This is a genomic window from Polaribacter marinivivus (assembly GCF_042651285.1).
Taxonomy (GTDB): Bacteria; Bacteroidota; Bacteroidia; order Flavobacteriales; family Flavobacteriaceae; genus Polaribacter; species Polaribacter marinivivus.
Window position 1 is genome coordinate 487,560 of sequence record NZ_JBHSCY010000002.1, and the last position, 14,374, is coordinate 501,933.

Annotated in this window: 12 protein-coding genes; 1 reads left to right on the top strand and 11 read right to left on the bottom strand. The window is 28.1% G+C overall.

What is annotated here, in order from left to right; genetic code table 11:
* Positions 1 to 26: 26 nt before the first annotated feature.
* The 7 genes from ACFOWD_RS10315 to ACFOWD_RS10345 all read right to left on the bottom strand — a co-directional run bounded on the left by ACFOWD_RS10315 (position 27) and on the right by ACFOWD_RS10345 (position 10,033).
* On the bottom strand, positions 27 to 830 hold the full coding sequence (locus ACFOWD_RS10315) for a DUF2971 domain-containing protein (protein WP_377410325.1): 804 nt from the start codon (positions 828 to 830) through the stop codon (positions 27 to 29).
* A 2-nt stretch (positions 831 to 832) separates the two neighbouring features.
* A complete protein-coding gene (locus tag ACFOWD_RS10320) occupies positions 833 to 2,329 on the bottom strand; it encodes a pentapeptide repeat-containing protein (protein WP_377410327.1) in 1,497 nt (498 codons plus the stop codon).
* 10 nt (positions 2,330 to 2,339) lie between these two features.
* Entirely contained in the window at positions 2,340 to 3,536 is a 1,197-nt protein-coding gene (locus ACFOWD_RS10325) for a restriction endonuclease subunit S (RefSeq protein WP_377410329.1), read from the bottom strand.
* A 51-nt stretch (positions 3,537 to 3,587) separates the two neighbouring features.
* Positions 3,588 to 5,147 (bottom strand): type I restriction-modification system subunit M, encoded by a 1,560-nt coding sequence (locus tag ACFOWD_RS10330; RefSeq protein ID WP_377410331.1) that lies wholly within the window; start codon positions 5,145 to 5,147, stop codon positions 3,588 to 3,590.
* A gap of 612 nt (positions 5,148 to 5,759) precedes the next feature.
* Positions 5,760 to 6,341 (bottom strand): hypothetical protein, encoded by a 582-nt coding sequence (locus ACFOWD_RS10335; RefSeq protein WP_377410332.1) that lies wholly within the window; start codon positions 6,339 to 6,341, stop codon positions 5,760 to 5,762.
* A gap of 468 nt (positions 6,342 to 6,809) precedes the next feature.
* Positions 6,810 to 9,302 carry an ABC transporter permease gene (locus ACFOWD_RS10340; protein WP_377410990.1) on the bottom strand — a complete coding sequence of 831 codons (2,493 nt, stop codon included), beginning with the start codon at positions 9,300 to 9,302 and terminating at the stop codon, positions 6,810 to 6,812.
* A gap of 41 nt (positions 9,303 to 9,343) precedes the next feature.
* On the bottom strand, positions 9,344 to 10,033 hold the full coding sequence (locus tag ACFOWD_RS10345; protein WP_298993107.1) for an ABC transporter ATP-binding protein: 690 nt from the start codon (positions 10,031 to 10,033) through the stop codon (positions 9,344 to 9,346).
* Between the two features lie 114 nt (positions 10,034 to 10,147).
* Between ACFOWD_RS10345 and ACFOWD_RS10350 the strand changes: the two genes are divergently transcribed.
* Positions 10,148 to 10,864: an arylesterase gene (locus tag ACFOWD_RS10350; RefSeq protein ID WP_377410335.1), complete on the top strand. Its 717-nt coding sequence runs from the start codon at positions 10,148 to 10,150 to the stop codon at positions 10,862 to 10,864.
* Here ACFOWD_RS10350 and ACFOWD_RS10355 read toward each other — a convergent pair.
* The 4 genes from ACFOWD_RS10355 to ACFOWD_RS10370 all read right to left on the bottom strand — a co-directional run bounded on the left by ACFOWD_RS10355 (position 10,851) and on the right by ACFOWD_RS10370 (position 14,288).
* Complete coding sequence (locus tag ACFOWD_RS10355) at positions 10,851 to 12,347, bottom strand: MltF family protein (protein WP_377410337.1); 1,497 nt, start codon at positions 12,345 to 12,347, stop codon at positions 10,851 to 10,853. The two genes, ACFOWD_RS10350 and ACFOWD_RS10355, sit on opposite strands and share 14 nt — an antisense overlap.
* Positions 12,348 to 12,556: 209 nt before the next feature.
* A complete protein-coding gene (locus ACFOWD_RS10360; RefSeq protein ID WP_298993099.1) occupies positions 12,557 to 12,760 on the bottom strand; it encodes a hypothetical protein in 204 nt (67 codons plus the stop codon).
* Positions 12,761 to 12,941: 181 nt separating this feature from the next.
* Positions 12,942 to 13,145 (bottom strand): hypothetical protein, encoded by a 204-nt coding sequence (locus ACFOWD_RS10365; protein ID WP_298993096.1) that lies wholly within the window; start codon positions 13,143 to 13,145, stop codon positions 12,942 to 12,944.
* A 249-nt stretch (positions 13,146 to 13,394) separates the two neighbouring features.
* Positions 13,395 to 14,288, bottom strand: coding sequence for an EamA family transporter (locus tag ACFOWD_RS10370; RefSeq protein ID WP_377410339.1), 894 nt, complete (start codon positions 14,286 to 14,288; stop codon positions 13,395 to 13,397).
* Positions 14,289 to 14,374 lie beyond the last annotated feature (86 nt).

The window sequence follows — 14,374 nt, forward strand, 5'->3', positions numbered from 1 at the left end:
TAGATTGGATTTAGGAGTTTATTATTTTACTTTTTTAAATCGTTACGTTTTATTATTTCAATTTCTCCAATATGTTTTTTTACTAATCTAATTATTTCTTTTTCATTTTCTTTTGAAATTTTATTTCCTAATATTATTTGTTTAAAAGCTTCTTTTGGAAGTTTTATTTGTCTGTCTTGTATTGTTGCGATATGAGGCCAAAACTTTTTTGTTCTATATTCCTCTTCAAAACTCCATTCTTTTAATTTAAAAAAAGTTCTATTTCTCATTGCTACTTCATGTTGCATAAAAGGAAAAGGATAAATTTCTGGAAGTTTGTCAACGTATTCTACCTCTCCTCCACCTCCCAAATATTTAAACATTTCTAATGTATTATATCCTATACAAAAACCTGTTTCTTTATTTGCATATTTTTCCCACATTTCATCTTTATCACAATTTTCAGTCAAACTTAAGATTCCTTCATGGTCATAATATGATTGAACATTTTTTTTCATTTGCTCTTCAACATATTTTTTATCTCTTACAGGAGATTTTTTTGCCCAATATCTTGCAAAAGTTTTATGCTGTTGTCTTGTATAGTTTGGGTGTCTTTCTTTTGAGTCAAACAAAAAATAATCATAGATTTGTTTTTCTGATAGTAAATCAAACCTAGTTGGATTATTACAATCTAATTCATCTAGAAAGGAACTTGCAGAAGCCATAAACACTTCACGTTCTGTTATAAATCTTTTATGATAATCATCTTCCCAATCTCTATATTTATATACAGTTTTTGGTAGTGGAAAATCACCCAAAACACCACGCTTTATGTTTAATTCTTCATTCATATTTATTTAAACTTTCTAAATGCTTGAATAGTTTGATAAATTCCATAACCTACAAAAATTCTACCAACTATATCCCAAATAAAAAATCCAGCAGTTAGTTGAGATTTATCTATTAAATCATCAATATATATAAATCTATGTGTAGGAATTAAAAACTGTACATAAGTTGCAATATTTTCACTAAATATATTCCAATCTATGCTTGTTGAAAATTCATATTTACTAGTGTTTAAAACTGAAAGGTAATAAAATAAAGCACCAACTAATAAAGTGAAAATTATACCAAAAAAATAAGAAGTTCCATGTCTGTTTGATATCCTATTTAGAGTTAATAAAACATAATTAAAGAATAAATTGAACCAATTATAAAAAGATTTTAAAAACTGTAAAACATTGTTTTTGAGCTTTCTCAAAAATTGAGATATTTTATTTTCTCTTGAAAAGTGATTTTTAATTTTTTCTTTTAGATTATTTATAGAAAATGGAAACATTTTATAAAAAACCTCTTTTCTATAAGTTCTATTTTCTAAATAAGAATACTTTAATGCTTCAAAACCGTTCTTTTGATCAATCAATTGATTTTTTATAATTCTGTATGTTTCTCTTTTATTAATTACTGGTATATCTCCAATTTCAGCTACTATTCCATCATAAGACTCTAACCATTTATCTTCTTTAAAAGGACCATTTATTGATTTAAAAGTATTTAAACTTATATCAAACAAGGATAAATCTCCTTCAATTATTGCTAGTGATAAATCTAAACCTCTTTTAAAATTTGTACCTCTTAAAATTAATAGTGTTTTAATTTTACTATATGTAAATAATACATTTTTTATAAAAGTAACCGATGAAAGAACAGTAGTTTCATTAAAATTGACTTTGTAAAAAATAACTCTTTCATGGAATGTAGAACCCCAAAAATCAGCAAGATCTTTAAAAGAGGTGTTATTTAAAATAAGTGTTTTTTCAAAATTACATTTATGAAAACGAATTTTATTTTCGAAAACAACGTTATCCATATTTAATTTTTTTTTAAAAAAACAATCTGAAAATCTAATTAAAGAATCTGTTGTATTAAAGGTAACATTTCCTTTAAAAGTACAATTATGAGAAAAATTAATACTTTGACTATATTTTGGGATGATCAACGCACTATTGAAGATACAGTTTACAAAATTTAAATTTAAAGATTGATTAAAAAGCAGGATACTATCATTAAATGTACAGTTCGTAAAATATATTGTTTTAATAATTTTGTCCTTATCTTCTTCATTTTTATACGCTATACTTGATATTGTTTTTAATACAAAATCTGAAATAAGTTCACTTTTGCCTTCTTTAATGATTGGATTTAGAATGTAAGCAAAATCTAAATTTTTTATCTTAAAACCCGTTCCACTTATCGCACTAAATATATGCGCTGGTATATATTCGTTAGGATAACTTTCTAAAATATTTAAAAAATCTTTTTCGTTTTGTATTAATTTCTTTCCCATTTCTAATTTTCTAAACAAACATCTGCTGTAACAAGCCTTTTTTAAACGTTTGTGTATTCGTAATTTGTAATTCTACATTCGTAATTTTTTCATCGAGTGCACTTAAATAATTGGCTATTTTTTGTTGTTCTTTTAGGGATGGAAGAAGAAATTTAAAATTCCCCATTTGTTCTAAATTTAAATTTGGTTGAGCACCAACACTAATACTTTGATAAATATACTTTTTCATCATTCTAGAATTTAACACTTGTATTATAAATTCTAAATATCGTAAGTCTTTTAACCTAATAATAGCAAAAGCTTGGTTGGTATTTGCAGGCAATAAATCTTTTGTTACTATTCCAAGTTTACCTACAGAACCAGCAATTGCAAATAATATATCGTTAACTTTTAGAATTGACCTTTTTAATTCCTTAAAATGAGTTTCCTCTTTAATAAATAAACATTTTTCTTTATTAAATCTTAACCCTCTGATGCCTTCAATTTTTATAAAAGTTACACCTTTTTTAATAAACTTTTTAGGTGTAGTTCCTTTAGTTATTGGTTCACTTAACTCCTTCAGTTTTGTTTTTTCCCAATCTGGAAAATCTAAACCATCATCATTTTTAAAACGCAATTGCTGAGAAAACAATTGTTGCTTTACTCCTTTTTTATAGTTTTCTAACAACTCTTTTTTCTTTTTGAGTTGTTGTATTTTGGTATCTACTGCTGTTAAAAAAGATGCTATTTTTTGTTGTTCTTGGAGGGTTGGAATTGGAATTATAATATTTTTACAAACTTCAGCATTTAATTTTGGTTGAGCAGTACCTGTATTATATTTATCGTATTTAATTCTTTCTAAACTTTCTGATAAAAACTTATTTGAATCATTTGCTTTAATTACATGTGCATGATTATTAACCCAAAATTTACCTGAAACTATAAAAGCTAAAGGCGAATTTCTCATTAATATATTTGCACCGTCTTCACCTAATAAAACATATTCTCCATCAAAAATAAAATCTTGTACATAATCTATTATACCAGATGCACCATAATAAGGATACTTACCCTTTTTAGTTTTTCTTTCTGTTTGACTCAAGGGAATTCTTTTTGAATCTAAAAAACTAGAGATATTCCTTAATTTTTTTTTATGCCATTCACCCTCAAACTCTTTAAAACGAAGTTTAGGTATCAATTTAGGCTTTGTGGGTGTGCTGTTGGTCATTTTGTAATTAGTATAAAATCCTGAAACAAGTTCAGGATGACAACAAGTTGTCTAAAATGGTGTTTCAATATTTAATTGTTGGCAGAAATCTGCAATGGTTTTGTCTGTAGTTGCCATTTCTTGTTCTAAGGCTTTTAAATCTTTAGCAACTACAGTTATATCTATAGGTTCTTCTTCTTCAAACGTATCTACATAACGTGGTATGTTTAAATTGTAGTCGTTTTCTTGTACTTCTTCTAAACTGGCCACATAACTGTATTTGTCTTTGGTTTCTCTTGCTCTGTAGGTTGCTACAATGTTTGCCAAATGTTGGTCTGTCAGCACATTTTGCGTTTTTACTTTATCAAAATCGTTACTGGCATCAATAAATAAAATGTCAGTTGTAGGTTTGTTTTTTTGTAATACCAAAATACAAGTAGGTATACTTGTACCATAAAAAATATTAGATGGCAAACCAATTACAGCATCTAATTGGTTTTTATCTTCAATTAAATATTTACGAATATGGCCTTCTGCTGAACCTCTAAACAATACTCCATGAGGTAATACACAAGCCATGGTTCCAGTATCATCTAATTGATGAATCATATGTTGTACAAAGGCAAAATCGGCTTTACTTTTGGGTGCCATTTTTCCATAAGGCGAAAAACGTTCGTCGCTAATAATACTATCTGGATTCCATTTCGCAGAAAAAGGAGGATTCGCAACAATGGCTTCAAAACGTTTGTCTATATGTTTTGGAGATGGATTTACCAATGTATCTTCATTATAAATATCGAACTTTTTATAATGTACATCGTGCATAATCATATTCATTCTACACAAGTTGTAGGTGGTTGGGTTGCTTTCTTGTCCGTAAAAACTACCTACTTCTTTTACTTCTTTAGCAACTCTTAATAGTAAAGAACCAGAACCACAAGTTGGGTCGTACACAGATTTTAATCGCTCTTTATTGGTAGTTACCAATTGTGCTAAAATTTTTGAAACTTGTTGTGGCGTATAAAACTCACCTGCCTTCTTCCCTGCTCCAGAGGCAAACTGACCAATTAAATACTCGTAAGCATCACCCAACAAATCATTTTCATCATTTTCTAAGTCAAAATCAATACCTTGTAAATGCGTTAACACTTTAACAATCAATTCGTTTTTGGCTTCTTCTGTTTTACCTAGTTTACTACTTGTTAAGTCTAAATCTTCAAAAAGGTTTCCAAAATCTTCTTCAGATTCACTACCCATTGTACTTTGCTCAATGTTAGTCAACACTTTTTGTAAATCTTCTAAAATGAACTTATTCACACCACCAGAGTTTCCTCTTTTGGCGATTTCATCAAACAATTCTGTAGGATGTAAGAAATATCCTAAAGCATCTAAAGAAGAAAATTTTATTTCTTGTAATAACAATTCTTCTTGTTCATGACCTAATACATCATCATAAGTTAAACCATCTGGTTTTAAAATTGCATTTGCATGCAAACTCATTTTTTTACTTAGATATTTATAGAAAATAAAGCCTAAAATGTAATCTCTAAAATCATCAGCATCCATATTTCCACGTAAATCGTTAGCAATATTCCATAAAGTTTGATGCAATTGTAATTGGTTTTCTGACATTTAAATGTTGGTAATTAGATATGAAAAGGGGTTTATAATAAATAGCAATTTGTGTTTCTAAAATTAATAAAATTATAAAGAAATACAAATGCATATTTTTATTAATATAAATCTATTAATCTGCTGATTATCAACATATTACATAATGTATTGATTTTCAATAAGTTGTAAATTTCTTTAACTTTTTTTTAACATTTGAGCTAAAATACTGTTATTCAGAGAGAAAGCTTGTTTTTTTTTCCGATTTCGTAACTTGGCAAGGGGTGTTACTATAGACCCCCTAACAACTACTTTGATATTTAAAAATTTATTATTTTAAAATATGATACTTTAAATGGATTATATTTTATTTAGTTTAGTGCAAATAAATAATTTTTACTCGATAAGCTAATTTTAAGCCCCTTAAAGAGATTTTCTATCATTTCTGAACTAGGAGTTCATAAATGATGAAAAACTAGATTTAAACGCTTAAAATTTTGCAGATATCTCGCAAAAATTAAATAAGGCAATAAACAAATTAAATTGATAATAAAAAGAAGTCTTTTTTGGGATAAAAATTATATTGGGAGAGTTAGAGAATTGTTATACTTCTCTATACTTTTTGAGAAAAAATTAGGCGATACGTAAATATTTTTCTGATGAATCTGAAGTGTATATTTTTTTACTTTGTTTATCAGCCAATGAAATTAAATTTTTGTCAACATCAAACAAAGCATCGAAATCGTTTTTTAGATATTTTAAGTGTTTTATTTCAACCTTAACTTCATTAAGCATATTTTGATTTCTGCTATTTTTTGATAATAGCTTGTCGTAGAATTTTAATTGAAATTCAATCTCTGAAATTATATTATAAATTTCTCTAGAAATAGAACTTATATAATCTGAATTATACAATAACCAATATCTCTCTATTGAATAATCTAAATTGTTTCTAAATCTTTTCTGTTCTGGAAAAGTCATATATAAAGACAATTTTACATTGTATTCGTAAAGTTTAGGAACTGAATGTATTAATTCTTTAGTGAGTGAGTTTAATTTATTTTCAAAAGTAACTAACCATTTTTTTGCTTTCACCTTGTTTGAAAAAACAAACTGCTTCTCTCCCATTTCTAAAAATAGATAGTAAGGCTTCTTAATGTTTCCATTAAAGGAATCACGTTTATCACCTAATTGAAGTTTAATTTTTTTTCGCACAGTCTTAAACAATTACTGTGCTTAATATATATGCTAAAAAAAGTTATGCTTGTTTTATTAGTATTTTTCTGCCAGCTTTTAACTTTTTTTTCTAAAACCCTATAAATATTGAGTTTTTATTTTACTATATTATAAATTATAGTACAAATGTATTTGATTTATTATATGATGATTACAGCATATTTAATATAATTGTAGATAATGAACACTTAGTGATTTATATCGTCAACAATTATATTATAATTATTTTACGATCAAAAGTTCTTTAGCATTCATAAGCTATATTTCTTTTTAATATTCAATATTTTGTTCAATAGTTACTGCTTTAAAAAAAATAGTAATTGTTTTGGTAAATTATTAGATGTGTTGTAAATTTAAAATCTCAAACAAAAACTATACACTGTTTACAGTGTTACCGTTTTAAAAAGTCTTAAAGCTCTAGTTTTAAGACTTTTTTCTTTTTTTAAACTAAACTTCTTTACGTAATACTTCTAATGGTGGGCTTTGTAGTACCGTTTTTATATTGCTTAAGCCAATAACAACAACTAATATAGTTATACTTGGCAAAAACACTAAAAATGGAATGCCAGAAGGTATAAATGGTTCTTTAAATAATAAAGTGGCTAACAATTGGCTGCCAACCAAAGACAATAAAATACCTGTTAAGCTTCCTAAAACGCCTAGATAAATATATTCTAATGCTGTTATATGAAGTATTTGTTTGCTTTTTGCACCTAATGTTCTTAATAATACACTTTCTTTAATTCGTTGATATTTGCTGTTTCTTACAGAACCAATTAAAACAATAAAGCCTGTAATAATGCTAAAGAAGGCCATAAAATTAATAATCCAAGAAACTTTGTTAAGTATATCTTCTACAATGGTAAATACTTGGCGTAAATCTAATATTGTTATATTAGGAAAGTTTTTAACCAAATAGCGTTGCAATGCTGCAGAACTTTCTTCTGTAGGCACATAACTTGTAATTACATTAAACTGTGGTGCATTTTCTAAAACGCCTTTTGGAAACAAAATTAAAAAGTTAACCTGCATACTCCCCCAGTCTACTTTTCGAATACTACTAACTTTAGTATCCATGAGTACACCTTGTATGTTAAAGGTTACTTTATCACCAATACTTAAATTAGCATCTCTAGCAATACTTTCTGAGATTGATATGGGTATTGGTTGCTCACCATTTGCATTCCCTATAAATTCACCTGCAACCAGCTCTTCTGTTTCTGATAGTTTGTCTCTATAGGTTACTCTAAATTCTCTGTTAAGCATCCATCTACGCATTCTAACAGTGGTGTCTTTTCTAATGTCATTAGCCAACTTACCTTTTAGACTATGCATACGCATGGTAATAATGGGTATATTATCTATAATTTCTATACCCTGAGTTTTAAAATTATCAATTAAGGCTTGTTCTTGGCTGCTTTGAACATCCATTAAAATAATATTGGCATCTGTTTTTTTATTGTCTAACGTAGTTTTAGATAGTAAAATATCTTTGGTAAAATACAGCGTACTTATTAAAAATGTACCCAAGCCAATAGCTAATACTAATACCATGGTTTGATTATTGGGTCTAAATAGATTGAGTAAGCTTTGACGGCTGGTAAAACCCCAAGAAGTTGGAAAAAACTTTTTTATTAGTTTTATAAACAAGCTAGAAATACCTGCTACTATTGCAAATGTGATAAAAATACCAATTGTAAATACTAAACCATTTATTACGCTTTTTAGCATCCAAAATGAAAATAAAAAAATAAAAAACAATATGGTTAGCCCTACAATTAGCTTTGCTGCTTTTGGTTTTTGTTGATTTTCTTCTTGTCCTCTTAAAACTTCTAAAGGCGATACATACCAAGTACCTAATAAAGGTAATAAGGCAAATAAAACCGACATAAAAATACCTAAGGTTATCCCCATAACAATAGGTGGCCACGTAATAGATATTTCTACACTAAAAGGTAAAAACTCTTTTAATATATAAGGAAAAGCATATTGTAAGCTTGTACCTATAGCAGCTCCTACAATACCCCCTATAGCACCAATACTTACAATTTGTATAAGGTAGATGTAAAAAGATTGTTTTCTTGAGGCACCTAAGCACTTTAAAACAGCTACATTTTTTAATTTTTCTTTAATATAAATATGTACAGAACTAGCTATACCAATACAACCTAATAATAAAGCTATAAAAGCCACTAGGTTTAAGAAGCGTCCTACATTATCATACCTTCTACCTAAGTTTCTACTGGTATTGGTATGGGTATCTAAGTCTGCATTTTCATTATCTAAAATAGGATCTATTTTTTTGTCTAAAAGCTCTAAATCCATTTCTGGAGCTTTAAAAAAATATTGATATTCTGTTCTACTCCCTAATTGTAATAACGCTGTTTTTTCTAAATATCGAAACGGAATTATCACTGTTGGTGCAACAGAAGAAGATATGGCTGTACTACCAGGTATAGATTTTAATGCTCCAATAATTGGAAAAGTAACCTTGCCAAGTTTTATAGAATCGCCTTGTTTAATATTGTATTGTAATAATAATGTGGCATCTACTAATGCACCTCCTAATTCTTGATAGCTAGCACTTGCATTTTCGGGCAAAGTGCTTAGTTTACCATAAAAAGGGAAAGCCCCTTTCATAGCTCTAACTTTTACTAATTTGGTACCTTCGTTCTTTGGGAAAGCAGCCATAGATACAAAGTTTACTTCAGAAGCATCTGCGCCTAAAGAATCTATGATTTTTTGAACTTTTTCTGATGGTTTTTTTCGACTATCTATAATAAAGTCTGCCCCCATTAAAGATTTCGATTGCTTTTGAATATTGTCTTTTAAATTAGTACTAAATAGTTGTATTGCTACAACTGCAGCGATTCCTAAAATAATAGACGCCATAAATAAAAAGAGTCTAGAAAGACTAGCTTTACCATCTCTCCAAGCCATTTTTAGCAACCAATTAAAACCCGCTTTAGTTTGTTTGTTCATTACACCAATGCTGTTTTATCATTAGCTATAATTTTACCACCTTTTAAACGTAATATTTGTTGTGTTCTATTGGCTAAATCTAAATCATGCGTAATAATCACTAAGGTTGTTCCTGCTTCTTTATTTAATTCAAAAAGAAGCTGAATTACTTTTTCTCCAGTTTCTTCATCTAAATTCCCAGTTGGTTCATCTGCAAATAAAATAGAAGGTTTATTTACAAAAGCTCTTGCCAAAGCAACACGTTGTTGTTCTCCTCCAGATAATTGTGTTGGGTAATGATGCATACGATCTGCTAGGCCTACCTTTGTTAAAAGAGCTTTACCAGCAGAAGCAGCATTTTTATCGCCTTGTAATTCTAAGGGTACTATAACATTTTCTAAAGCTGTTAATGTGGGTAGTAACTGAAAATTCTGAAAAATAAAACCCACTTCTTTGTTACGTAATGCTGCTCTTTCATCTTCGTTTAAATTTTGTAAAGCAGTACCACATAATTCTATTGTACCTGAAGTAGGATAATCTAGACCAGCACATAAACCTAACAATGTGGTTTTACCACTACCTGAAGGTCCAACAATAGAAAAGATACTCCCCTTCTCTACTTCAAATGAAATATTACTAATTACTGTTAATTGTTTAGAACCACTTGTATAAGTTTTCTCTAAATCATTAATCTTTAATATCTTTGACATGAAACTATTTTTAGTTAGTAAGTACCTTAATTATATTAAACTTACAGATACTTTTAGCTTGAAAAAAGCACACAAAAAGTGGCATTTTAAATAATATTGAAAAATAATCATTTGATGAAGAATACACACATAATATCGCATTCAATTTTCTTAAAATTCTGTTATTTTTCTTTAATTATACTACTATTTTCTTGTAAATCAGATGCCCAAAAAACAACTACTAAAAAAGAGGTTACTACAAATGTAGTATCTACTAAAACAGAAAAAACTACCAACAAGAAACGTATTGTTGTTTTTGGTGATAGTTTAACTGCTGGCTATGGATTAGAAGATGTAGAAGATGCCTACCCTGGATTATTACAACAAAAAATAGATAGCTTACAATTAGGGTATACTGTAATAAACTCTGGTATAAGTGGAGAAACTACTGCAGGAGGTAAAAATAGAATTGATTGGGTTTTAAATCAAAAACCAAGTGTTTTTATTTTAGAATTAGGCGCAAATGATGGTTTAAGAGGTGTCCCTTTAACTGAAACAAAAATGAATTTACAATATATTATAGATGCTGTAAAAACCAAATACCCTTCCACTAAGATTGTATTGGCAGGCATGCAAATTCCTCCTAATTTTGGTCAAGACTATACTAATGAGTTTAAAAATATTTTTCCTGCTTTAGCACAAAAAAATCAAGTTGCTTTAATTCCGTTTTTGTTAGAAAATGTTGGTGGAATACCAAGTTTAAATCAGTCAGATGGTATACATCCAACTGTAAAAGGACATAAAATATTAGCAAAAAACGTTTGGGAAGTATTAGCGCCTATTTTGAAGTAAATTCTAGTTTATCTTCTTCTTCATCAGTAATAAATTGCTTGTATTGATGGTAACGTTCAAAGATTTGTCTTACGTAGTTTACAGGTTCTGTTCCTCTAACATACCCATATTTTATAAAATCTTTATTATAGTTTTTAGGAAAACGCAATTCAAGAAGCATCTCTGCTACATTATTTTCCCAAACTATAGGATCTAAATTATTAAAATCTGCAAGACGTTGAGCATCTCTAACATGTTCATAGCCACAGTTAAAAGAAGCTAATGTAAATTTAATTCGCGTTTCATCATCTTCTATATCTTCAAATCTATTGTACAAAATATTTAAATAATTAGTGCCTCCTCGTAAACTTTCTATAGGATCAGAAACGTCTTTAATACCTAATTCTTTTGCGGTTGCTGGCATAACTTGCATTAAGCCTCTTGCACCTGCCCAAGATTCTGCTGATGGATCAAATTTAGACTCTTGATATACTTGTGCAGCTAATAAACGCCAATCCCAGCCTAGTTTTTTAGTAAAACGCTTAATTAAATCATCATATTGACTAATTTGATTGTTATTTAAGCTGTAATAATCACTTTTAACTCTTCTTCTATAAAAACGTTTATTTTTAAAATACTTATTGTAAATAACAAAGTAACTTGTTTTTTTGCGCTGTTTACGAATCCATTTATTTACTTCTTCTTTAAATTTTACTGATTTTTTACGAGTAACCCACGCAATTCTTTGAGAAAAAGAAATAGGTACATCTACTTTTAAAATAGGATTACTAGCAGCATTAATTCTAGCTAAATTTTCGTCTGCAATAGTGTATTTTATTTTACCCTCTGCAACCATATCTATTATTTCGCCAGTAGAAAGCTTACTATCTAAATAATTAATATGTATTTCACCTCCCATTTCATTAGATAAACTAACAATTCGTTCATAATATGATGAGTTTTTTCTGATAGAAACAGTATCGCCAATTAAGTCTAATGGATCGTCTATTAAATGCTTTTGTAGGGTACTCCAAGATAATTTTCTAAAATTATCTGGTTTTTTTTGAACTAAAACCTGCTTTGTTAAATACAAATAATCCGTAAAGTCTACCTCCCACTTTCTTTGATTGGTAATGGTCATACCATGTGCAATAATATCTACCTCTCCACTATTTAATACTTCAAATTGTGAATCTAAATCGTCTGAAACTATTATTTCTAACTTTAAGTTTAAGTCTTTAGCCAGTCTTTGTAACATTTCATACTCAAAACCCATGGGTTGCCCTTTATATAAAAAATAACTGGTACTACTATAAACTACCAAAGCTCTTAAAACTCCTTCTTCTTTAATTTCTGGTAAGTCTCTTGGAGAAGAATTAGCAACAATAGCATTATAGGCCTCTTTTGTTTTTAAAGCTGTTTTATCAGAATTTTTACAACTATATAAACAAAGAAAAGCAATAGAAAATAATATAATAATTAGTCTATTTTGCTTTACTAGCATATTTAAAAATACGATTTTAATTTTTAAAAATCAAAATATATATAATTGGCTACTTAATAACCATAAAAAAAACTCTAAGAAAGTTCATTTAGGGCTGAGCTTTTTTAGAGTTTTAATAATCAAACCAAATTTACAATGTAAACTTTTTCTAGGGACTTAGGGGTGTTTGATAGTATTATAGGGGTCAGTATTTATTTTTAGGGTATTTTTTAACAAGCAATATGATATTTAACATCATTATTCATGTAGCTTTTAACTACACCTTTATCATTTAATTCATCCATTATATTATACAAGGATAAAATCATAGATACATTTTCAACACGCCTTAGAATTTCAAAACTTGTTAACGGTTGATTTTTAATTTCGTTTAAAACTGACAACTGTTCTGGTGTAAAATTTTGATGATTCATGACAATGATTTTTTAATTACACTGTAAAATTACTACTAAACTACGCTTGTTTGTAAAATATTAGATAAATGGAAAGTCTTTTAATATGAATGGTACTAATTTGAAGATAAACGAAAAAAACGCTGTTTTATCATGTTTTTTATGATATAAACAGCGTTTTTAAAATGTTTTGTTGCCTTTATTAAGCTACATAATGATACTTAGTATCTTGTTTTACATAAGATTTTAAAATACCTTTATTACTTAGTTTGTCTAAAATATTATACAAAGATAAAAGCATAGAAACATCTTCAACTCTTTGTAAAATTTCGTAACTAGTTAGGTGTTCTTTTTGTACAGCGTTTAAAACGGACTGTTCCAAATCATTAAGATTTGTTGTTTTCATAGGGGTAGAAAGTTTAATTATACTAATTTGTTTAAAACAAATATATATTATTTTTTTAAATAATTACTTTATCTTCATATAAATTAACTACAAATGATGTTACAATTATCCTCTTGCAGGATATTTTTCTTTTAAAATATAATCGATTCCGTTTAAAATATCTTTAAAATTAGGTCTCCCAAAAGGCATAGATTGTATAGATTGCCAGTATAATTTATTGTTGGTATCTACTATAAAAAATACAAGGATTCATTTCCTTTTTCTAGACGTTATAAAATACACACCTGTTAATAGTACTAATGAGGCAATAATTGATTGAGTAGATAATTTTTCATTTAGAAACATCCAACCTAAAAACAATGCAATCACTGGGTTTACATATGCAGAAGTTGATACTTTTTCTGGTGATACATTCTTTAGTAAAAAGTTAAATGCTGTAAAGGCTACAATACCTCCAAAAACAATTAGAAACAGAATTGAAAATATTACTTCTCTACTCCAATCTGTTATAGGCAACCATGTTTCATGAAAACTTAAACTCATGCCTAGTAAAACAAAACCAGATACCAACATTTGGTATCCTGTAGTTACCATAAAGCTTTTTGGTAAGTCAGCTTTAGCAACAAATACACTTCCATAACTCCAACTCAGCACACAAGAAAGCATCATAAAAATACCTAATAACATATCTTCTGATGTTATAAGTTCTTTCTGAGAAATTAGCAAATACATTCCAGAAATCCCTAAAATCACCCCTATTATAGACTTTTTTTGAAATGGTTTTCTATCTATTAATCTTAATAAAAGCAAAACAAATAGGGGTTGTGTAGAAGCTATTAACGCACCAAAACCACTATCTACATATTTTAAAGCCCAAACAAACACGCCATTACCATATATTAAAAAGAAGAAACTAGCTATTATAGAATTTATGAGTTGTTTTCTTGAAATTTTTAAAGGTTGTTTTAAGATAAAAGCCAATACAAACATTAAAACACCTGCTACAAAAAAACGAATAGAAGCTAAATAAAAAGGAGACAACTGAGTTACAGCTATTTTATTAAATAAATAAGTAGAACCCCAAACTACATAAATGGCTAAAAATGCGACACCTATAAGAATTTCTTTCTTGGTTAGTTTCATATATTAAAATAAGTATCAAAAATACTGATATAAAATAAGATTTAAACTATGGTTAGCTTAATTAAAATATAGATTAAAATTGTATT